Here is a 20,834-nt window from a genome sequence, read left to right as displayed (position 1 = left end):
CGCTTTGCGAGCCGAGAAGAGATTAGCAGGCCGATGCGGGTCTTATACAAATCGGCTGTTCAGAGGCCATTTTTCGGCCTCTTCGCGACCACCTTCAGGAGGCAGACCCAGCCGCCAGGGCACTGCGCAGCCGGTCCATGGACACCTGGCGGCCCAGCAGTTCCAGCGACTCGTACAGCGGCGGGCTGATGTGCGATCCGGTGACCGCCACCCGCACGGGTGCGAATGCCTTGCGCGGCTTGAGGCCGAGCTCATCGATGAGCGCCGCCTTGAGCGACTCCTCGAGTGCGGCGGCCGTCCATTCGGAAATGCCGTCCAGCGCCGTCACAGCCGCCTGTAATACCGGAACCGCATCGGGACCGAGATTCTTTTCCCGTGCCGCCGGGTCGATCTCGAACTCTTCCGCGGGAACGAACAGGAACTTCAAGAGATCCCATGAATCACCCAGAACCACGATGCGGGTCTGCACCAAATCTGCGGCTGTTGCGAAGAGCTTCTCATCGATCTCCGCGCCGATATGGCCGTTTTCGGTGAGGTACTCACGCAGTCGGTGAGCGAAATCACCCGACTCCAGCAACCGAATATGTTCGGCGTTCAGCGCATCGGCCTTCTTCTGGTCGAAACGAGCCGGGTTCGAATTAACTTTCGAGATATCGAACGCCGCCACCATCTCCGCCATGGAGAAGACGTCATGATCATCGGCGATGCTCCAGCCGAGCAGCGCCAGATAATTCAGCAAACCCTCGGGAATGAACCCGCGGTCGCGGTGATGGAAGAGATTCGACTCCGGATCACGCTTCGAGAGCTTCTTGTTGCCCTGTCCCATGACAAACGGAAGATGCCCGAACTCCGGCGTGCGCTCGGCTACACCGATACGCTGCATGGCTTCATAGAGCGCGATTTGCCGCGGCGTGGAGGACAAAAGATCCTCGCCCCGCAACACGTGGGTGATCTTCATCAGTGCGTCGTCTACGGGGTTAACCAGCGTATAGAGCGGATCGCCATTACCGCGGGTGAGCGCGAAGTCCGGAACCGTGCCGGCCCGGAAGGTGGTCTCACCGCGGACCAGGTCGTGCCAGGTGAGGTCGTGAGCGGGCATGCGCAGCCGGATGACCGCCGGTCGCCCCTCCGCCTTGTAGGCGGCAATCCGCTCGGGCGTCAGATCGCGATCGAAATTGTCATAGCCGAGTTTGGGATCGCGCCCTACCGCCTTGTGCCGGGCCTCGACTTCCTCAGGGGTGGAGAAGGATTCGTAGGCCTCCCCCGCCGCCAATAGCCGCGCCACCACATCGAGATGAATGTCACGCCGCTGTGATTGCCGGTACGGGCCGTACGGGCCGCCGACTTCCGGGCCCTCGTCCCATGTCAAGCCGAGCCAGCGCAGCGCATCCAGGATTGCCTGATAAGACTCTTCGGAATCCCGTGCGGCATCGGTGTCTTCGATACGGAAGACGAATTTGCCGCCGGTGTGGCGGGCGTACGCCCAATTGAACAGCGCGGTCCGGACCAGGCCGACATGCGGTGTGCCGGTGGGAGACGGGCAGAATCGGACCCGAACTTCAGTCATGTCTCTCTCTCGATCAGCGCTTGGCGGCAACGGGATTGGTGAGGGTGCCGATGCCCTCGACGGTCACCGACACGTTCTGACCGGCCTGGATCGGGCCGACGCCCTCGGGGGTGCCGGTGAGGATGACATCGCCGGGCAGCAGCGTCATCACGGTGGTCACCCATTCGATCAGCTTCGGAATATCGTGCAGCAGAAGTGAAGTGCGGCTGCGCTGTTTGACCTCGCCGTCGAGCTCGGTGACGATCTCCAGATCCGAAGCGTCCAGCGAGGTCTCGATCCACGGGCCGAGCGGGCAGAAGGTGTCGTAGCCCTTGGCGCGGGTCCACTGGCCGTCGTGGCGCTGCTGATCACGCGCGGTGACATCGTTGGCGACCGTGTAACCGAGGATCACCTCGTGCGCGCGGGCGGCGGGCACATCCTTGCAGGGACGGCCGATGACGATGGCCAGCTCGCCCTCGTAGTCCACCTGAGAGGAGCTGGGCGGCAACATGATCGGCACGTTCGGGCCGATGATGGAGGTATTCGGCTTCATGAAGATGACCGGATCGGCCGGGGCCGGTCCGCCCATTTCGGCGGCGTGCGCCGCGTAGTTCTTGCCGATGCAGATCACCTTGCTGGCAAGAATCGGCGCGAGCAGCCGCACGTCCGCGAGCGGCCAGCTGCGGCCGGTGAACGTCGGATTGCCGAACGGATGTTCGGCGATCTCGCGGACCACGGCGTCACCGCCGTCTCCTTCGATACTGACGAAAGCGACCCCATCTGGGCTGGCAACTCGACCTAGGCGCATGGCTGGCATCCTATCGACCGGCTTCCACCTGCCCGAACGCGCCCGACCGCGGGGCGCGAGGGGCGGCAGGCACGGTGCCGGGCGTCCCATCGGACAGCACGCCGAGCGGGTGCGGCATTCGTCCCCGCATCACCCCGCCGAATATGTGGAAAGCCCTTGTACGCAAGACAACTCGGGCACGAATCAGACCACCGCGGATACCCGAAGCGGGTGTGAGCAAACAGACAGCTCCCCTCGGAAGTAGTCCTGCGCCTCAGATGTACCGTATGATCCGATTTCAAAGAGTAGGAATCGCGTTCCATATACTGAGACACGAGGTGAATACCATGACCACCGTGACACACAACGGATCGGCCAAACGGTGGCGCATGCTGGGCCTCGGCGTCTTCGCGCAGGGCTCGAGCGCGGTTTTCATCAATGGCACGCCATTCCTGCTGCCCGCCTTGACCGATCGCGGTTTGTCACTGGCCACCGCGGGCCTGCTGGTCGCCATGCCCACGCTGGGCCTGGTGTGCACGCTGATCGCGTGGGGATACGTGGTCGACCGCATCGGTGAGCACAAGGTGCTGGTCGCCGGTCCCGCGCTGATGCTGATCGCGGGCGTTGCCGCCGCCACCGTCACGAACTACGTCGCGCTGGGCGCGCTGCTGTTCCTCGGCGGTATGGGCGCAGCCAGCACGAACGGCGCCAGTGGCCGGGTCATCGTGGGCTGGTTCGCGAAGGATCAGCGCGGCTTGGCCATGGGCATCCGGCAGACCGCACAGCCACTGGGCGTCGCCATCGGCGCACTGACCATTCCGGCCGTCGCTGCGGCACACGGCTTCTCGACCGCCATCCTGGTGCCCGCGGTGATGGCGGGGGTCGCCGCCGTCGCCTGCCTGTTCGGCATCATCGACCCGCCCCGGCCCGAATCCACCGGGGACACAGGCCGTCCCGTGAATCCCTATCGCGGCGATTCCACGCTGTGGCGCATTCACGCCGTCTCGGTGCTGCTGTGCATTCCGCAGGCCGCCCTGTGGACCTTCGCGCTGCTGTGGCTGCATCGCGATGTCGGCTGGTCGCTGGCGGCGGCCGGGGTGCTGGTCACCCTGACCCAAATCCTGGGCGCGGGAGGGCGTATCGGCGCGGGCATCTGGTCCGATCGGGTCGCGAGCCGGCTGGGCCCGCTGCGCACCGTGGCCATCGCGGCCGCAATCTCCATGGCCGCCTTGGCCTTAGCGTCCTGGGCGCAGTGGTGGTGGGCCGCCATCCCGATTCTGGTGGCCGCCTCGGTCATCACCGTCACCGATAACGGCCTGGCCTTCACGGCGGTGGCCGAGATCGCGGGCCCGTACTGGTCCGGCCGTGGCCTGGGCATCCAGAACACGGGTCAGAATCTGGCCATGGCCGCGGTCGCCCCGGCCTTCGGCGCGCTCATCACCGCCTCCGGTTTCTCGATCACCTACCTGCTGGCGGCGGTGGTCGCGGCGGCCGCAGTCCCCTTGGTGCCCAGGGAATCCCGCTGAGCAGAACGAACCGCAGATATCCGGCAAATCCGGAAGAGCTGCACCCGTTACGTTTTCGCATCCGAATGCATGAATGCGATATGTCTCACTGCCCCAGTTGGTTTCGATGATCGACAGTCCGAATCGCCCTGTTAGTACCGTACTCGGCGGTAATTACGGTGTGCACCTCGGTGATTGAGCGGCCTTCCCGGCGGCCTCACACGACAGCGGCCCCGCATCCCGGAAGGGGTGCGGGGCCGCTGAACGTTGCAGCCGAAACGTCGAATCAGAGTGCGGCGGCGATGCGGTCGCCGACCTCCACGGTCGAGGCTGGGGCGGTGCGCGAGGCCAGATCCTTGGCGACGGCGGCCTCGATGCGGGCGGCCTCCTCGGTCTTGCCCAGGTGGTTCAGCAGCAGCGAGACCGACAGGATGGCGGCGGTCGGGTCGGCCTTGGACTGGCCCGCGATATCCGGGGCGCTGCCGTGCACCGGCTCGAACATCGACGGATTGGCTCCCGAGGCGTCGATATTGCCGGACGCGGCCAGGCCGATGCCGCCGGAAACCGCGGCGGCGAGGTCGGTGATGATGTCGCCGAACAGGTTGTCGGTGACGATCACGTCGAAACGGCCCGGATCGGTGACCATGTGAATGGTCGCGGCATCGATGTGCTGGTAAGCGGTTTCGATGTCCGGGTACTCGGTGGCGACCTCATTGACGGTGCGCGTCCACAGCGAACCGGCGAAGGACAGCACATTGTTCTTGTGCACCAGGGTCAGGTGCTTGCGACGCTGACGCGCGGTCTCGAAGGCGTAGCGCACCACGCGCTCGACACCGAAACGGGTATTGGTGCTGACCTCGGTGGCGACCTCGTGCGGGGTGTTCACGCGAATCGCGCCGCCGGTACCGGTGTACGGACCCTCGGTGCCTTCGCGGACGACCACGAAGTCGATAGCGGGGTTGCCGCTCAGCGGGCTGGTGACCCCCGGGTACAACTTGGACGGACGCAGGTTCACATGGTGATCGAGCTCGAAGCGGGTGCGCAGCAGCAGACCGCGCTCGAGCAGACCGCTCTGCACCGAGGGATCGCCGATCGCGCCGAGCAGGATCGCGTCGTGCTGCTTCAGCTCCGGCAGCACATTGTCCGGCAGGATCTCGCCGGTCGCATGGAACCGCTTGGCGCCCAGGTCGTATTCGGTCTTCTCCACACCGGGGACCACCACATCGAGCACCTTGAGTGCCTCGGCAATGACCTCGGGACCGATTCCGTCGCCCGGGATGACAGCGAGTTTCATGAAACATTGCTCCGTTCGAATATGCGCCCGTGACACTTTCCGCGGCTCGCTAGGAGCCCGCCCGCCACGATAGCGGGTACTCCCACAACCCCTGTCACCAGGGCGAACCGCTCTCAGCTACTGGGACGGCAGGATTCCGGCGAGCGTGCACTGCTGCTGCACCCGCACGGCGGCGGCATCCTGCTTCGCATACTCGGCCCGGCACCAGGCGAGCGCCTGAGCACCGCAGGCCCGCTGCTGCTGACCGCCCATCGGACCGGCCGACTGCACTGTGACACAACCATTCTCGGAACGGCTGTAATCGGGCGAACGATCCAGCAGCACCCACATCAGCACCCCCACCGCAAGAACCACGGTCACGACCGCGGTACCGATCAGCATCCTGCGGCGCTCACGCGGTGAGAGCGGGTCCGTAGGCGGTGTCTTCCCTCGCATTCATCAATGATCCGAGGAAACCCCGCTCTTCGCGCCGACACGGCGAAATCGGCGGCACACAGCACTGCGTCCCCTCCCATTGCAATGGGAGGGGACGCAGTGGCAACGGCGACAACTGATTTCGCGAGGCCCGGTTAACTCCCCGGGCACCCCCAAAATCGGTTCGGCACCCGACCGCCGGCACGCCTGCGCAACCGGCAACGGCTCTCAGCCGGGCGCTGAAGGTCCGGGGAGGCGGGCTAGCTCAGGTCGACCTGGGCGACCTTCGCGGCGCCGACGGCCTCGGCGATCGCGGCCTGGACGTCCGCGGGGACCTCCTTGTTCACGCGCAGGACGACGGTGGCGCCGTCCTGATCGAGGTCCTGGGTCAGCTGCGCGGCCAGGATGTCGATGCCGGCCTCACCGAGCTTGGTGGCGAGACGGCCGAGCTGGCCCGGCTTGTCGTCGTACGCCAGCACGGCCAGGTTCAGGCCCTCGGCGCGCATATCGTAATTGCGGCCGTTGATGTTCACGATCTTCTGGACCTGGTGCGGCTCGGTCAGGGTGCCGGCCACATTCAGGGTGCTGCCGTCGCCGAACACGGCGCGCAGATCGACCAGGCTGCGGTGGGTGGGGCTCTCCGACACGGTGGTGACGGTGGCCTCGAGGCCGCGCTCCTTGGCCAGCGACGGGGCGTTGACGAAGGTCACCGAATCTTCGATGAGGGCCGAGAAGACGCCGCGCAGGGCCGAAAGCTCCAGCACCGCAACATCATTGGCAGTGAGCTCACCGCGCACCTGAACCTCGAGGCTGACCGGCAGCTCGGAGGCGAGCGCGCCCAGCAGCGCGCCCTGCTTGCGGACGATCTCCAGCCACGGGGCGACCTCTTCGGTCACCGAACCGCCGGTGACGTTCACGGCGCCGGGCACGAACTCACCCGCGAGGGCCAGCTGCACGGACTTGGCGACATCGGTGCCGGCGCGATCCTGCGCCTCGGAGGTGGAGGCGCCCAGGTGCGGGGTCACCACAACCTGCGGCAGCTCGAAAAGCGGGCTGTCGGTGCAGGGTTCGGTCTCGAACACGTCCAGACCGGCAGCGCGCACGTGGCCGGAGGTGATGGCGTCGGCGAGCGCCTGCTCATCGATCAGACCGCCACGGGCGGCATTGACGATGATGACGCCCTTCTTGGTCTTGGCCAGCGTCTCCGCGTTCAGCATGCCCTTGGTCTCGGGCGTCTTCGGCAGGTGGATGGAGATGAAGTCGGCGCGCTCGAGCACCTCGTCCAGGGTCAGCAGTTCGATGCCGAGCTGGGCGGCGCGGGCCGGCGAGGTGTAGGGGTCGTACGCGACGATCTTGGTCTCGAAGGCGGCGAGGCGCTGCGCGAACAGCTGGCCGATGCGGCCCAGGCCGATGACGCCGACGGTCTTGCCGAAGATCTCGACACCGTTGAACTTGCTGCGCTGCCAGGTGTGCTCGCGCAGCGTGGCGTCGGCGGCCGGAATCTGGCGCGCGGCGGCCAGCAGCAGCGTGACGGCGTGCTCGGCAGCGGTGTGGATATTCGAGGTGGGGGCGTTTACGACCATGACGCCACGCTCGGTGGCGGCCGGCACATCGACATTGTCGAGGCCGACGCCCGCGCGGGCGACGATCTTCAGGTTCTTGCCGGCCTCGAGCACCTCGGCATCGACGGTGGTGGCGGAACGCACCAGCAGCGCATCGGCCTCGGGCACAGCGGCGAGCAGCTCGGGGCGGTTGGGTCCATCGACCCAACGAACCTCGACGCCGTCACCGAGTGCGTCGACGGTCGACTGGGCGAGCTTGTCGGCGATCAGAACTACAGGACGGCCTGCTTGGCTCACTGTGGGGTACTCCTGCGGGAAAGGGATCCGGGATTTACGGGCGCAAGCTTAGTGGGCGAGGTTTACACACGGAAAGCCGGTCTCGGAACGACTCCGAGACCGGCTCACCAGGTGTGATCAGGCTGCCGCTTCCTCCGCCGACAGCATGATCTCGACCACAGCGCCGTAGGCGGTGGTCCAGGTCTGCGCCAACTCGGGAGTCCACTGCTCGCCGAGGAAATGCTCGAGGGTGGCCAGCAGTGAGGCCCCGGCCACCGGGTAGTGCTCTGCCACCACGCCGAGCTGCGCGTGCCGCTGGCCCAGCTGCTGTACGAAAGACGGGTCGGCGGCGAGGGTTTCGACATTGGTCACGATCGCGCCGAGTCCGGCCAGGAACCGATCGCGCTGTTCGCTCATATCTTCGGCGAACATGCCCCGCACCTCGGGGTGACTCTCGAACAGGTGCGCATAGAAATACGCCACCGCCTCGGGACCGACCTCACCGACCTGGCTCCAACTCGACTGCAACGCTTCGATATTCATCGTGGTATCCCCCACTTCCCTTTCCTGCGTGATCAATTTCCCCGGCGCCGTCGGCGACTCCGGGCATGGGCAGTAGTGCGAGCTTGTCGACCTCGACGGAGAGCGTCATGATCATGGCCTGCAATTGGCTGCGCAGCAGTCCGGAATAGGCGCGCAGCTGTTCGTACCGCTGATCCTCGGCGGCCTGATCGGCGTACCGATTGGCGACGCCTGATCCGGATACCCTTGCCTGGTACAGCATTTCGCGATGCTGCTCGCGCGCGACCCGCATCAGATCGCGGGCATGCTCCTCGGCCTGGCCGATAATGGAGTCCGCGGAGAGCTGCGCGCGATTCAGGATATCGACGGCCTGAGCACTGATTCCCTGTGCGTCCTTGGCCATCTCGTCCTGCAGCCGCGAAATCTCCCAATTGGCATTGGACAGCTGCCGCTGCAGTTCGGCCTTCTCCCCCGCGGAGGACATGGTCTGCATTTGTCCCTGCAGCACATCGCATTTCGCGGACAGCTGCCGATTCTCCCGCTGCAGCCGCACCAGTTCTTCGGAATTGCTGGTGAGTGTCAGCAGACCGTTCTCACGAGCCAATCGCATCACGGTCGCGCGCACGTGGGTGAGGAACAGGTCCACATCGTCCGCGTCGTATCCCCGGCGTCCCAGCCGGGCGCCGCGGAACCGGACGGATTGAATGTCTTCGGGTGTCACATCCATTGGCCAACCTTGTCGAAGCTGGGCTGCGCGTCGGCCGAACCGGCGGCGTGGTCGGACGCCGGCGCTTGGCCGAACGTCTCGAATCTGATGGCGTGCCGCGGCATTCCGGCGCCGGTGAGCGCGGAAACGGTGGCGGCAACCATGGTCGGCGAACCGCAGACGAGTGCGGTGGCGCCGGTCAGGTCGCGACCGCGCGCGGCCACCGCGCCGACCGTGCCCTGTACGCCGTGGAATCCGGGGTCTTCGGAGACCACCGGGGTGTAGGTGAACCACGGCTGCTCGGTGCGGGCCGTCAATGCCTCGTGGTCGTAGAGATTCCAGGAGGTGCGCACACCGTGGAACAGGTGCACGCGCGGCGCGTAACCACCGCGCCCGACTTCCGCACCGACCCGATCGAGCACCGCCCGCAGTGGGGCGAGCCCGGATCCGCCCGCGATGAGCAGCAGATTGTCGACCGCCTGCGGCGGGATGACGAATGCGGTGCCGACCGGCGAACCCAGCCGGATGCGATCACCCGGCCGCACGGAGCGCGCGAAGGTCGCGCTCACCTCACCGCCGTCGACGACCTGTACGTGGATATCGAAGGTGCCGTCCGCGCGCGGCGCATTGGCGGGTGAGAAATAACGCCACAGCCGCGGGCGCTGCGGAATCTCGATGGCGAGCGACTGCCCCGCCTGGAAAGCGTAGGGCTGCAACGGCCGCACGGTGTGCACGGTGACGTCGATGCTGCGCTTCTCGGTGGCGACGATATCCGCCTCCCACCACGCGGGCTGACCGTCGACCTGTTCGGCCTGCTCGGCCGCGGCGATCATGATTCCGGCGACGGCCTGATAGGCGGCGGTCCAGGTCTGCGCGAGTTCATCGGTCCACCGCGGACCGTGGAAGTGGGCCAGGGTGGCCAGCAGCGATCCCCCGGCCGCCGGATAGTGCGCGGCAACCGCACCGAAGCGGCGATGATCGCGGCCCAGCTGGGCGACGAATTCCGGATCGGCGGCAAGGGTTTCGACATTGCTGACAATGCGCCCGAGCGCGGCGAAGAACTTGCTGCGCTGGGTGGTCATCCGGATCGGGAACATGTCCCGGACCTCGGGATGCGCGAGAAACAGGTGCGCATAGAAGTATTGGATGGCTTCGTCACCGGCACGTTCGACGAGGCGCCAACTGGCCTTCAGCGCATCGACATTCATCGATGCCGCTTCGGCCGAGGCCCGTCGCACGGCGACAGATCCTGAATCATCAACACTCCACACTTCCCGGGGCACGGCCGATAGCTGCTGTCCGCGCTATCGCTTGCCCTGGACGACCGTCCGAACATCGGTCAACCTAGGGCATGGTGTGAGCGCTGTCGAAACGAGCGAAAACCCGCTCCTACCAGCAATTCATCCGCAATCCAGGGGTGCTGCGACGGGGGCCACAGATCGCCGCGAGCAGGCATACATCGGTGTGGAATTGCCTTTTAATACAGACAAAGGCCGACCTCAGGGCTGCGAAACCCGAGGTCGGCCTTTTAGCTGTGAGACGGCGGAATTACGCGCCGAAAGAGCCGGTGAACAGCGTGTTCAGGATGCCGTGCAGCGCGGCGGAGCCGGTGCTGAGCAGGCCGTCGAGAGCAGCGGAACCGGTGTCGATGATAACGGGGATCATGGAATAACCTCTCGTGAATCTCAAATTAACTTCGAACGCTGACCATATCGGCGGCCATTTCACGCCCGTTACGGGGGATAAGCAGTATGTGATGGGGGTCACTGATCAACTGGTCGGTGGTCCAGATCACATGTGCGGCGAATTCTCGCCTATAACGGGCAAATCACGCCCCTATTTCCGGGGGCATGACGGCCCCGAAACCCCGTGGACCAGCGGGGCTTCCGCCGCTACCGTCACCGTCCATGACCTTGCGCTCGATCCCCTCCTCCATGGACCCGGCAGTGGTCGCGACGATCGACGGCGAACTGGCCCGGATCGAGCGCGAACACCGCGTCACCGTGCGGCTCGCCATCGAAAGTGGCAGTCGGGCCTGGGGTTTCCCGTCTCCCGACTCCGACTACGACTGCCGGTTCGTCTACGTCGGTCACCTGGACGACTACCTGACGCCCTGGCCGGGCCGCGATGTCATCGAGACCCCGCTGATCGGCCTGCTGGACGTCAACGGCTGGGATCTGATGAAGGCGCTGCGTCTGCTGGTGCGCGGGAACGCGGTCCTGATCGAATGGGTCATGTCGCCCATCGTGTACAGCGGAGATCCGCAATTCCTCACGGAATTGCGCGAACTCGCGGGCGCTGTCGCCGACCGCGATCGGGTCGCGCGGCACTATCTGCACCTGGGCGGACGGCAGTGGCGACTATTCGACGAGAGCCGGTCGCTGAAGAAGGTGTTCTATTCGCTGCGCCCGGCCATGGCATTGCGCTGGCTGCACGAACACCCCGATAAAGCAGTGGCGCCGATGCATTTGCCAACCCTGCTCGACGAATGCGAATTGCCAACCGAATTCGTCGAATCGGTTGCCGAACTGACGGAGTTGAAATCGCGCACTCGCGAAATGGGGAGCGGAGGTATCCCGGCGCCGATCGCCGAGTTCATCGCCGCCGAGTTCGAGCGGGCCGCGGCGGAGTTCACCGGGAACGAGCCGGCATACCGCGAGCGCGCTCAGGCGCTGGCCGCCGACTTCTTCAGAAGCCAGCTGCTGCGATGACCCGCACGATCACGGCCTCGGGCCCCGGCTTGGTCCGGCGCACCTCGAACTCGACCCGCTGACCCTCCAGCAGTGAGCGGAAACCAGCACCTTCGACGGCGGTGTACTCCACGAACACATCGGGACCACCGTCGTCGGGGCTGATGAAGCCGAAGCCCTTCTCGCTGTCGAACCATTTCACAGTGCCGTGCACCAATATCCCCAAACCTTCTCGACCGCCGGGACAACCTGGGCGACGTCCCCACGCGCGCCGCGGTCCATGGTGTCACGGCAACCATCGCGGCGTGCACCCACCCGCGCGGGAGCGGGCTATCCGGCGCGGGCGGTGCCGTTTTCTTCGTCGGATCCGCGCATGGAGTAGACGCGGTCGAGGAAGTCACGGTGCGCGCGCAGGGTGGCGTCCAGGAGTTCGCGCCAGGTGCGGCGGTCGACTCGCTGGTCGCTCATCAGCGACGAGAGCGCGGCGGGGCCGAGCCTGTCGATGTGATCCACAATGAAAGTCAGTCTGCGGCGCGGGAATTGGGCGCCGATGCGCGGATTCTCGTCGAGGAAGCGGTCCAGTTCGTAGAGATAGTTGACGGCGCGGTTGTACTCCTCATCGGTGAGGTGATAGTCCATGCGCTTGATCTCCACGATCCAGAGTTCGCCCGAATCGTGCAGCAGCACAAAATCCGGTTCGCGCCGCTCACTGCCGATGGCGGAGGTGAGCAGTGTGGTCCCGAATTTCTGTGCGTACCAGCGTTCGAAACTGGCGCGGACGCGTTTGAGCGATTCGTTCATGCCCAGTGGCGTCCACTCCGGCGCGAGCAGCCAGGGCGCGCGTTCGATCAGCTCTTGGAAGGGGCGTTCCAGCGAGCGGCGGTCGTCGATGAGCGCGCTGAGCCGCTCGACCACGGCGACACGTTCACTGGCGATCTGACCGAGCGAGTAGACCTCGGCGACCCGAGCCCGTTCGAACAGTGCCACAACAACATCCATCTCCGGTTCGACGTCCTCCGCGATCTCCCTGAGCGTTTCCAGGAGACTGCGCTGCGGACCCAGAGACAATGCCAGGCGCACCATATTCTCGATATGCGCCGGATCGTCGAGCGAGGCACGATCCTTGTGCGTCACCAGGATTCGCGCGGCCTCGATCACCGAATCGCGAAACTGCCTGTCCCCCGGCGCGATCGCCTCCAGCGTCTCGCGAATGCGGGAGCGTTCGACGAACTCCTCCCAGACCCGGCGGCGAATGGATTTCTCACCGACCCGGCCGATCTCCTTGATCAGGGCCTGACCCCACTGCGCGAGCGCCTCACCGCGCGGAGAGTTCCACATAATGTCCTGGCGGTCGGAGCGAACCAGGTCCTCCTCATCGTCGAGCCAGTCCACATGCACGGCTCCGACGAGATAGGAGCGCAGTTTGAACTCACCGGTGAATCCGGCGGGAATGCCGAAATCCCGTGTCTGGGCGACGATCTTGCCGCGCGCGTAAATGCGCACGCCCGCCATCGCCTCATCGCGGTACGGCTGTTTGGAGTACGCGATCCAGCCGCTGACCGGTAAGAACTTGTGCCCGAAGCGCACCGGCACCCGGCTCAGATCGATGCGGGTGTCCTCCATGACGTCGATCGGCAGATCACTGAGCGTGAAGCTCTCCTGTCCGAGGCAATTGCGGACCTCCACCCGCCAGTCCGAGCGCTCGATGCCGAAGCGTGAGGCCAGCTGCCGACTGAGCTCGGTGCCACTGTTCACCCTCTTGCGGAAGAAGTTTCGCAGAATGACGGTGGTCCCGCGCTTACTCATGAAGGAGCCGTCCAGCGGACCCGGCTGCGGGTAGTAGTCGCGCTCGGTGTCCGAGAGCATCTCGCCGAGATCCATCACCAGATGCGATACCGGCCAGCCCAGGGCCGTGTGATCGTCCGGATGACTGCCCGCGGTGATCACCTCGATGGTGCTGCAGATGCCGAAGGCCGCGAGCTTCCCGATTCCCTTGCGCCCCATGACCGGCCGCCGCCGCTCCCGCGACAGATCGGACCCGGTGCGAATGCGCCGATCCGAGCCGACCATCAGATAGTGCGCATTGATCTCGTCGGTGGTCATGCCGTGCCCGTTGTCGGACACCACGATCTCGTAGGCGGGTTCGTCCGCGGCCCGGACGGTGCCGGCCAGCGTGACGCCCCACGGTAGTGACACCTCCACCTCGGTGGCATCGGCATCGTAGGAGTTGGCGATGAGCTCGGCGAGCACCGCCGAAACCCGGTCGTAGAGCCGGATTCCGAGCTTGTCGATGGCAAGCCTGCTGATCCGCATCGTGTATTTGTGGTCGCCGCATTCCTGCGTGGCCGCATGCACGTCCGTGTACATGGTGGGCCCCCAATTGCCCTCTCGATAGCCTCCGTTCAGCTACCACTGATATCGATGCAACGCCACGCGATTAACAAAGGGCTGAACATTCACCTACCAGTTAGTCACGTTCGCGTTCCGACATTCACCGACCGGTTGCCCATTGCAACGGCAAGGTCTCGGCAACCGATTACGCGCCCGAATCGTGCTCCGGCGCACACTGAACCGTTGCCTCCGAGGCACCTCACGATCTCCTCATACTCGGGTGAGCACTATGCGTGGATGACCTCAACGCTCGCCATGTCACCGACGGAGTCGGCCGCACCTGCGGCATCACGGCTGGTGGCTCTCGATGTCGCGCGCGGGCTGGCGGTGCTCGGCATGATCGTGGCCCATGTCGGCGTGACCCGAGATCTGGCATGGGCCGATCCGGGCAGCTGGCTGTCGATTGCGAACGGGCGCTCTTCGATACTGTTCGCCACGCTCGCGGGGATGTCCCTCGCCTTGATGAGCGGGCGGGAACGACCACCGGCCGGGCAGTAGCTGGTGACGGTGCGACTGCGAATCCTGTTGCGCGCCTTGCTATTGTTCGCTATCGGCGGACTGCTGACCGCACTCGGCACCGATGTCTCGGTGATTCTGCAGACCTATGCGCTGCTGTTCGCGTGCAGTCTGCCGTTCCTGACGTGGACGCCGCGCAGGCTGCTGCTCCTGGCCGCGGGGTGGGCGGTTGTCGTGCCTGCATTGACCGTCTGGCTGGTGCAGGTGATTCCGGGTGGTTGCGATGGTTCTGCCGAAACCTGTTCCGGCGCACAGATAACCGATCTTGCCGTGCTCGGCGACTACCCCGGTGTGGTGTGGATGACCTTCGCCCTCGTCGGGCTTGCTCTGGGCCGCAGCGATCTCGGCTCCACGGCGGTGCGCGTTCGAATGCTTGCGGCCGGCATCGCGCTCATGCTGCTCGGCTACGGCGGTGCTTGGCTGGCGAGCGGTACGGGTGATGTCTCAACGTCGGATTGGGCGCAACTCCTCACAGCCGAACCGCATTCGGGGTCGACCTTCGAAATCGCCGGGTCACTCGGATTCGGTCTGGCGGTGCTCGGAGTGCTGCTGTTCACCGTGGATCGCTTGCGGCCGTTGCTGTTTCCGATCGCGGCGGTGGGTTCCATCCCGCTCACCGCCTATGCGGCGCATATCGTAGCCATCTGGGCCCTGGGCGATTCCGTGCCGGAGTCCGACGGCAATGCGCTGCTGGCCGTCTTCCTGGTGCTCACGGTCGCGGCGGCGACGATCTGGGTCTCGACCTTCGGCCGGGGGCCACTCGAACGCCTGGTCACGGGGATCAGCATGCGGGCGGTGCGGTCGAGGTAGGTGACAGAGCTGTCCGAGACGGGAAGAATGCGGTCGGCGGGCACTCCGCCCTGTCGAGAAGTGAGGAATACGGGTGGCGAACAATCCCATTACTCGGGGCCTGAGCGGGCTCACCGCACGGTTTGCCGCCCCCGACCTGCCCCCGCCCACCCTGGCCGACACCATCACCGCCCGGCAGCGCTTCTTCGGCGCCGACGCGGTGGATCCCGAGACCGGTGCGGTGCGCGCCGATCAGGCGATCCTCACCTGGTTCGGCTGCGCGAGTTTCGCGGTCGCGCTGGGCGGCACGGTCTTCCTGCTGGATGCGTGGGTGCCGCGTGGCGCCACCTCCGGCTATGTGCCGACCACCCCTGCGGAGGTCGCGGCGCTGCGTCCGGCCGCAATCTTCATCGGCCACGGGCATTTCGACCATGCGGCGGATGCCGGGCCGATCACACAGGCCAGTAGTGCGGTGCTGTACGGGACGACGGAGCACTGCGCCACGGCACGCAGTCAGATCAACTCGGCTGAATTCGAGTGCGTGGAACTGGGTTCCGAGTCCTCGAAGCCGGGTGATCGCTACGATTTCGAACTCGCCGAGGGACTTTCGGTGACAGCGGTTCGGCACATTCATTCGGCCCGCACCGCGCGGCACGAGGGCCCCGATGCCTGTGCGCGCGTGATACCGGCGCCCGGTGTCGTCGATATGCTCAGGTACCCAACAACTCTCACCGATGCCGCACAGCTGGCACGACGGCTCGGCGATCGGGAGGGCGGGGTGCTGCTCTACCAGTTCCGCGCCGAAAGCTTCACTCTCACATGGCACGACTCGTCCGGTCCGCTGCTGGACAACGCTCCGGGAGTGCTGGAGGTGCTGCGCACGCTGCCCGCGTCCGATGTACATGTCGGCGCGGTGCAGGGCTACAACCAGTTCACCAATGGGCTGCGCGATCCGCGCAGTTATATCGAAGCGCTGCGCCCGAAGGTGTTCGTGCCCAACCATCATGACAATTGGTTCCCGCTGATCACCGCGCGTGGTACGGCATTCCGCACGCCGCTGGAAGCCGAGCTGGCGCGTATTCCGGACGGGCCGGAGCTGCGGATGCTGCTCGACCCCGACGACTATGTCGCACCGGGCCGGTTGGCGTTCGAGCTCGGCGGGTAATCAGCGGAAGCGCAGCACCATCGTCACGCTGGTGCTGCCGGCCGGGTTCGTATGCGCGGAGCTCGGCACGGCGGCGAATCCCAGCCGCTCGTAGAGCCGCAGGGCCGGATTCTCTTCTCGCACACTCAGACTCACCGCGTCATACAGCGGTCGGGCAGCATCGAGCAGCGCGGTGAGCAGTGCCGTGCCCAACCCCGTGCCGCGCATTCCGGGCACGACCCCGATGGCCAGTTCCGGTGTGCCATCGTCCACGTATCCGTACGCGGCATTGTCCCCGGTGAAAAGTCGCAGCCATGCAGCTCCTCGCGGCACCCCGTCCTCCTCGCCGATAACGCCGAGATCGCCTGCGGCGCCCCATCCTTCGACGTAATGCGCGAGTGACGGCACCGCCCGCAATTCATCGGGCGACACCCGCCCCTGCTCATGGGAGTACGAGGCCTCGAAGAGCATCGACCACAGGAACTTCTCGTCCGCCGCTTCGGCCGGACGCACAACCACGCTGGACACCGCAGCGACTATACGGTTCCGGCCAGCATTCCCGGCCCCGCCTCCGGCGTGACCTCACGGGCGGTGATCTCGGCGGCGCAGTGATCGCACGTCAGCTGCACATGCGCCTCGCCACTGCAATCGCGATGCCGGTAGTGCACCGGCGGGCCGCCCGGGGCCATATAGTCGTCGCCCCAATCCTTGAAGGCCATCAGGATCGGGTACACGTCATGCCCCTTGGGCGTGAGCCGGTACTCCTCGTACGCACCGATCGCGGCCGGCTGCTTGACCAGAATCCCGTGCTCGACCAGGCGATCGAGCCGATCCTGCAACCGGCTGCGGGATATTCCGAGGTAGGCCTGAAACCCGTTGAACCGCCGCACTCCGGAGAAGGCCGCCTTCATGACCAGCAGAGTCCACCGGTCGCCGAGTACGACCAGCGACCGCGTGATCGAACAGGGTTCGTCGGCCAACTCCTCGTATCGCATCTTCCAATTGTACTCAACTGGTCTTAATATGAGACCAAGTTGCACCGGTCTCGAAAAGAGACCAGATCCGAAGGGGATTCCATGACGAACCGCGCCGCCACCACCGACCCGGCCCAGACCGACCGCTACACCACCCTGCAATCACTCCTCGACGACCGCCATACCTGCCGCGCCTTCAGCCCCGACCCGGTCCCCCGCGCCACCATCGAGCAGATCCTCACCCTGGCGCAGCGCACCCCCTCCTGGTGCAACACCCAACCGTGGCAGCTCACCATCACCGAAGCCGATTCCACCGACCGATTCCGCAAAGCCCTGCTCGCCCACATCAACGGCACCCCAACACAATCCGACCTCCCCTTCCCCGCCGCCTACAACGGCGTCTTCCGCGACCGCCGCCGCGAATGCGGCGCAGCCTTGTACACCGCGGTCGGCGTACCCCGCGGCGACCACGAAGGCTCCATGCGCCAAATGGTCCGCAACTTCGAACTTTTCGACGCCCCCCACGTAGCCATCCTCACCACCGAAGCCGACCTGGGCATCTACGGCGCCGTCGACTGCGGCCTCTACCTCACCTCCTTCCTCCTAGCAGCCCAAAGCCTCGGCATTGCCACCGCCCCCCAAGCCGCCCTGGCCTCCTACTCCCCCTTCCTCCACGAGTACTTCGACATCCCGGAGCACCGCCAAGTCATCGCCGGCATCTCCTTCGGCTACGCGGACCCCGACCACGCCGTCAACGGATTCCGCACCACCCGTGAGGATCTCGATAACGTCGTCACTTGGCACTGATCCGTGGCCATCTGCCACCGATTCCTCTCCGGACCGAGAGCGGGCGCGTTAACCTACACATGTGTCGGTTAGCCAAGATCCAGTCCGCCGCCTGAAAGGCCACGAGCGCCGCGCCCTGATCCTGGAAGCCGCCCGAACCCTGTTGTCCGCGAACGGCTACGACGCAATCTCCATGCGCGACATAGCCGTTTCCGCCGGCGTCACCCGCCCAGTCCTCTACGACCACTTCGCTTCGAAAAAGGCACTCGTCCTAGACCTGCTCACCGCAGAGACCGAGGCCCTGATAGCCCGCATCACCGTCGCCGTCCGCACCGATGCCGGCCCGCCCGACCGCATGTCCGCAGCACTGCGCGCATATTTCGAGTTCATGATCGACCGCCCCCTGACCTCCCGCCTGATCCTCACCCCCGCAACGGATCCGGACGTAGCCGAGGTGAGCGCCCACCTGCGCGAACTGGCCGAACAGGGCGTACGAACCCTCCTGGCACTCGAACCAGCCCCACCCAGCGCGCCCTGGTCACCCGTAGCCGGCGCTCCCGAGCCCACGGCGGCCAATCCCCTTCAACGCGCCCAGGCCAGCACATCTCGGCCCATTGCAACCCGCACACCCCCGCTCACCGCGGCCAGCGAACCCCGGTCAACTCCGGCAGGCACGCCGGAGACAGCTGCGACCAGCGCGGCCCGGTCTAGGGCTGCGGGCTTGCCCGAGCCGACCGCCGCCAGCGCGCCGAAGTCAGCTGCAGCGAGTCGTCCGCCGACGCACAAGGACGACTCCCACAAGCTCGAGATCGCGTCCACGATCCTCGTATCTTCCGTAGTCGCCGTGGCGAATTGGTGGCTCACCCACCCCGAAGTCCCCCTCGACACCCTGGTCGACACCACCCTCACCGTGATCACCCCAGGCCTGACCACCCTGACCGATCCACCCCGTTAGGACCCGCGATGTTCGAAAAGCACTCAGGCTGGAACGTCTCCCTCCCACTCGGCCCAAACTCCCTGACCTGGAAGCACTTCGGCGACATCCGCTCCATGCTGATCCTCGGCCGAGCCGGCACCTTGCAGAACATGCACCCAGTCCTGGACGCAGCCCTCCAAGAACACTCCAACTTCTTCACCGACCCCATGGACCGCTTCGACCGCTCGGTAGCCCCATCCAAGCCATGATCTACCAGCCCGACGCCGAAGCCAGGGCAACAACTGTCCGAGACTTCCACAAACCCATCAAAGGCGTTGCCCCCCAGGGCAACCGCTACCACGCCTTAGACCCGGAAGTCTTCTGGTGGACCCACGTAACCTTCTACGAATCCATCATCGCCACCCAAGAATTCTTCGGCACCCCGTTCACCGAAGCGGAGAAAGCCCAACTGGTAGCAGAGGGCCTGACGTGGTGGCGCCTCTACGGCATGTCGGACCGCCCAGCCTTCGGCGACTACGAAAGTTACAAGTCCTACTGGACCCACATGTGGCAAGAAGTCCTGGAATCCAACCCCACCACAGACTTCGCCGCCAACATCCACACCGCCAAAGTCCCCGCCCCACCGTTCATCCCAGCTCCCACCTGGACGGTGTTCCGCTACCCCATCATGAGTATCGGCGTATGGATCTCCAACGCCACCATGCCCCAGGAGGCTCGAAAAATCCTCGGATGGAGGTGGTCCCGCACAGATCAACTCGCCTTCGAGGCCTTCCGCCGCTTGATCAGGACAGCGTGGCTCCTTACCCCAACCCGACACCGCTACATCCCCGACGCCTGGACGGGGATGCAGCAGTCCAACCATCAACCCGAGCGTGCATTGCCGACCTAGGACAGACGGCAGGAGGCTACGCCGCTAAACCCCATCACCCGCGAGCTTCAGAAGTTCCGAGCGGGCCTGGTTACGGTCACCGGGGGCAAGCTTGCGGTATCGGTCATATACCTCGTCGAGAGCATCGCGCGTCCGGCTACCCTTGCTGACCCAGCTCGCAAGCCGCCTAACCTGGTCCCTCTTCAGTAATCGCGCGGCATAGATGACGTCCAGAGGAGACTCTGGCATTCCCCTCTCGGATCGGACTGGCTCATTGCAGCGAGCACACTCGACACGGAGATTGCCAAGTTCGCCCGGTCCACCGAAATCATCGGATACTAAGTGCCCCACAGTCATTGCAGCCTTCGATCCCGGTTCGCCGGGGTAAGCTTCTCCGTCGCCCACCCCGCAGATCTGACAACGAGACCCGTCGCGCTTGAGGACCATCGACCTGATTCTCGCGCTGACTGCGGATCGATTCTTCGGTCGTTCTCGACCGCAGCCGGGATACCAGCCAATTGTATCGATCCGGTACTCCCCGACCTTCAGATCGCGAACGTACTTTACGGATGGGATCTCCCACCCATCCTTTCTCAGCTGACGTAGTCGACGTTGAGCATGTTCGTTATCGTTGCGCTTTCCATCAACACCAATCGCAAGGCGAAGTTCTTCAGTAGTAAACGTATCTCCAAGCTTCTTATGGAAGGCCAGCCACGCCGCGGCTTTCCGTTCAGAACCGAACCTCTGAGCAGTTCCTGGCGCAGTCTTGAGCTCCCACCAAAGGATGCCGTTGCTCGCGTATGCTGCCGGGGGATACTCCATCTGATGGCCTTCTTCCGAACGTCCAGTACTTAGTTCGGTTATATAACCTAGTACTGACCCTTCGGTTTGCCCAGCGATAATCGTAGACATCTGGAGTACAACTGCCAGTTGTATCCGCTTGCCTGACAGCGCCTAGATCTTCAGCTCGGATCAACCCTCGGCGGCAAGGGTAGCCATACCTTCATCCGCAGGTGCCGTAAGCACAGTTGCTGGTTCGCCGCAGATAGTTGGGCCGCGCCTGAGCTTGACACCTGTTTTACCGAATCTCTCATACTTAACCAATCACTCAGGGCTCACTTCTCTAT

At 65.1% G+C, this 20,834-nt stretch carries 20 protein-coding genes and 1 pseudogene; 8 read left to right on the top strand and 13 right to left on the bottom strand.

Translation table 11 applies throughout. The features are described 5' to 3' along the window. Positions 1-94: 94 nt before the first annotated feature. Together gltX and ABZX86_RS15000 are read right to left on the bottom strand one after the other, a co-directional pair. Entirely contained in the window at positions 95-1,567 is a 1,473-nt protein-coding gene (gene gltX / locus ABZX86_RS15005; protein WP_355123726.1) for a glutamate--tRNA ligase, read from the bottom strand. Positions 1,568-1,580: 13 nt separating this feature from the next. Continuing rightward, positions 1,581-2,354: a fumarylacetoacetate hydrolase family protein gene (locus ABZX86_RS15000; RefSeq protein ID WP_297611278.1), complete on the bottom strand. Its 774-nt coding sequence runs from the start codon at positions 2,352-2,354 to the stop codon at positions 1,581-1,583. A gap of 326 nt (positions 2,355-2,680) precedes the next feature. Here ABZX86_RS15000 and ABZX86_RS14995 point away from each other — a divergent pair, with 326 nt between their 5' ends. Beyond that, on the top strand, positions 2,681-3,859 hold the full coding sequence (locus tag ABZX86_RS14995) for an MFS transporter (protein WP_355123724.1): 1,179 nt from the start codon (positions 2,681-2,683) through the stop codon (positions 3,857-3,859). 265 nt (positions 3,860-4,124) lie between these two features. Here ABZX86_RS14995 and ABZX86_RS14990 read toward each other — a convergent pair whose 3' ends face one another. The 6 genes from ABZX86_RS14990 to ABZX86_RS14965 all read right to left on the bottom strand — a co-directional run bounded on the left by ABZX86_RS14990 (position 4,125) and on the right by ABZX86_RS14965 (position 9,850). After that, the gene (locus ABZX86_RS14990; RefSeq protein ID WP_355123722.1) at positions 4,125-5,132 is read right to left on the bottom strand and encodes a 3-isopropylmalate dehydrogenase; all 1,008 of its coding nucleotides are present in this window, start codon (positions 5,130-5,132) and stop codon (positions 4,125-4,127) included. A gap of 117 nt (positions 5,133-5,249) precedes the next feature. Further along, positions 5,250-5,567, bottom strand: a complete 318-nt coding sequence (locus ABZX86_RS14985) for a hypothetical protein (protein ID WP_355123720.1) — start codon at positions 5,565-5,567, stop codon at positions 5,250-5,252. 239 nt (positions 5,568-5,806) lie between these two features. Further along, entirely contained in the window at positions 5,807-7,405 is a 1,599-nt protein-coding gene (serA, locus tag ABZX86_RS14980) for a phosphoglycerate dehydrogenase (protein ID WP_355123718.1), read from the bottom strand. 117 nt (positions 7,406-7,522) lie between these two features. Continuing rightward, positions 7,523-7,927, bottom strand: a complete 405-nt coding sequence (locus ABZX86_RS14975) for a globin domain-containing protein (RefSeq protein WP_355123716.1) — start codon at positions 7,925-7,927, stop codon at positions 7,523-7,525. After that, positions 7,884-8,633 (bottom strand): DivIVA domain-containing protein, encoded by a 750-nt coding sequence (locus tag ABZX86_RS14970; protein WP_355123714.1) that lies wholly within the window; start codon positions 8,631-8,633, stop codon positions 7,884-7,886. The genes ABZX86_RS14975 and ABZX86_RS14970 overlap by 44 nt, the downstream gene beginning before the upstream one ends. Then, entirely contained in the window at positions 8,624-9,850 is a 1,227-nt protein-coding gene (locus ABZX86_RS14965) for a globin domain-containing protein (protein ID WP_355123712.1), read from the bottom strand. The genes ABZX86_RS14970 and ABZX86_RS14965 overlap by 10 nt, the downstream gene beginning before the upstream one ends. A gap of 669 nt (positions 9,851-10,519) precedes the next feature. Here ABZX86_RS14965 and ABZX86_RS14960 point away from each other — a divergent pair. Next, positions 10,520-11,323 carry a nucleotidyltransferase domain-containing protein gene (locus ABZX86_RS14960; protein WP_355123710.1) on the top strand — a complete coding sequence of 268 codons (804 nt, stop codon included), beginning with the start codon at positions 10,520-10,522 and terminating at the stop codon, positions 11,321-11,323. Here the strand turns inward: ABZX86_RS14960 and ABZX86_RS14955 are convergent. Together ABZX86_RS14955 and ABZX86_RS14950 are read right to left on the bottom strand one after the other, a co-directional pair. Then, on the bottom strand, positions 11,301-11,519 hold the full coding sequence (locus ABZX86_RS14955; protein WP_327144710.1) for a cold-shock protein: 219 nt from the start codon (positions 11,517-11,519) through the stop codon (positions 11,301-11,303). The two genes, ABZX86_RS14960 and ABZX86_RS14955, sit on opposite strands and share 23 nt — an antisense overlap. Before the next feature lie 113 nt (positions 11,520-11,632). Beyond that, positions 11,633-13,669, bottom strand: coding sequence for an ATP-binding protein (locus tag ABZX86_RS14950; protein WP_355123708.1), 2,037 nt, complete (start codon positions 13,667-13,669; stop codon positions 11,633-11,635). 261 nt (positions 13,670-13,930) lie between these two features. On the opposite strand from ABZX86_RS14950, the gene ABZX86_RS14945 reads away from it, so the two are divergent. The 3 genes from ABZX86_RS14945 (at position 13,931) to ABZX86_RS14935 (ending at position 16,163) form a co-directional block, all read left to right on the top strand. Next, the gene (locus tag ABZX86_RS14945) at positions 13,931-14,191 is read left to right on the top strand and encodes a heparan-alpha-glucosaminide N-acetyltransferase domain-containing protein (RefSeq protein ID WP_355123706.1); all 261 of its coding nucleotides are present in this window, start codon (positions 13,931-13,933) and stop codon (positions 14,189-14,191) included. A 3-nt stretch (positions 14,192-14,194) separates the two neighbouring features. After that, positions 14,195-15,019: a DUF418 domain-containing protein gene (locus ABZX86_RS14940; protein WP_355123704.1), complete on the top strand. Its 825-nt coding sequence runs from the start codon at positions 14,195-14,197 to the stop codon at positions 15,017-15,019. Positions 15,020-15,092: 73 nt separating this feature from the next. Further along, positions 15,093-16,163 (top strand): MBL fold metallo-hydrolase, encoded by a 1,071-nt coding sequence (locus tag ABZX86_RS14935; protein ID WP_355123702.1) that lies wholly within the window; start codon positions 15,093-15,095, stop codon positions 16,161-16,163. Here the strand turns inward: ABZX86_RS14935 and ABZX86_RS14930 are convergent, their stop codons facing one another. Then, positions 16,164-16,670 (bottom strand): GNAT family N-acetyltransferase, encoded by a 507-nt coding sequence (locus tag ABZX86_RS14930; protein ID WP_355123700.1) that lies wholly within the window; start codon positions 16,668-16,670, stop codon positions 16,164-16,166. A gap of 8 nt (positions 16,671-16,678) precedes the next feature. After that, positions 16,679-17,137, bottom strand: a complete 459-nt coding sequence (locus tag ABZX86_RS14925) for a helix-turn-helix domain-containing protein (RefSeq protein WP_355123698.1) — start codon at positions 17,135-17,137, stop codon at positions 16,679-16,681. Between the two features lie 81 nt (positions 17,138-17,218). Here ABZX86_RS14925 and ABZX86_RS14920 point away from each other — a divergent pair, with 81 nt between their 5' ends. From ABZX86_RS14920 to ABZX86_RS14910, 3 genes and pseudogenes are all read left to right on the top strand, one after another. Next, on the top strand, positions 17,219-17,923 hold the full coding sequence (locus ABZX86_RS14920; RefSeq protein ID WP_355123696.1) for a nitroreductase: 705 nt from the start codon (positions 17,219-17,221) through the stop codon (positions 17,921-17,923). A 61-nt stretch (positions 17,924-17,984) separates the two neighbouring features. Beyond that, entirely contained in the window at positions 17,985-18,857 is an 873-nt protein-coding gene (locus ABZX86_RS14915; protein WP_355123694.1) for a TetR/AcrR family transcriptional regulator, read from the top strand. 8 nt (positions 18,858-18,865) lie between these two features. Then, positions 18,866-19,728: pseudogene (locus ABZX86_RS14910) on the top strand (oxygenase MpaB family protein). Between the two features lie 24 nt (positions 19,729-19,752). Here the strand turns inward: ABZX86_RS14910 and ABZX86_RS14905 are convergent. Further along, positions 19,753-20,529 (bottom strand): HNH endonuclease signature motif containing protein, encoded by a 777-nt coding sequence (locus ABZX86_RS14905; protein WP_355123692.1) that lies wholly within the window; start codon positions 20,527-20,529, stop codon positions 19,753-19,755. Between the last annotated feature and the right edge of the window lie 305 nt (positions 20,530-20,834).

Source organism: Nocardia sp. NPDC006630 (assembly GCF_040611495.1).
Lineage (GTDB): Bacteria > Actinomycetota > Actinomycetes > Mycobacteriales > Mycobacteriaceae > Nocardia.
Note: the sequence above shows the minus strand (reverse complement) of the source record. Positions and strands in the feature narration are given on the sequence as shown.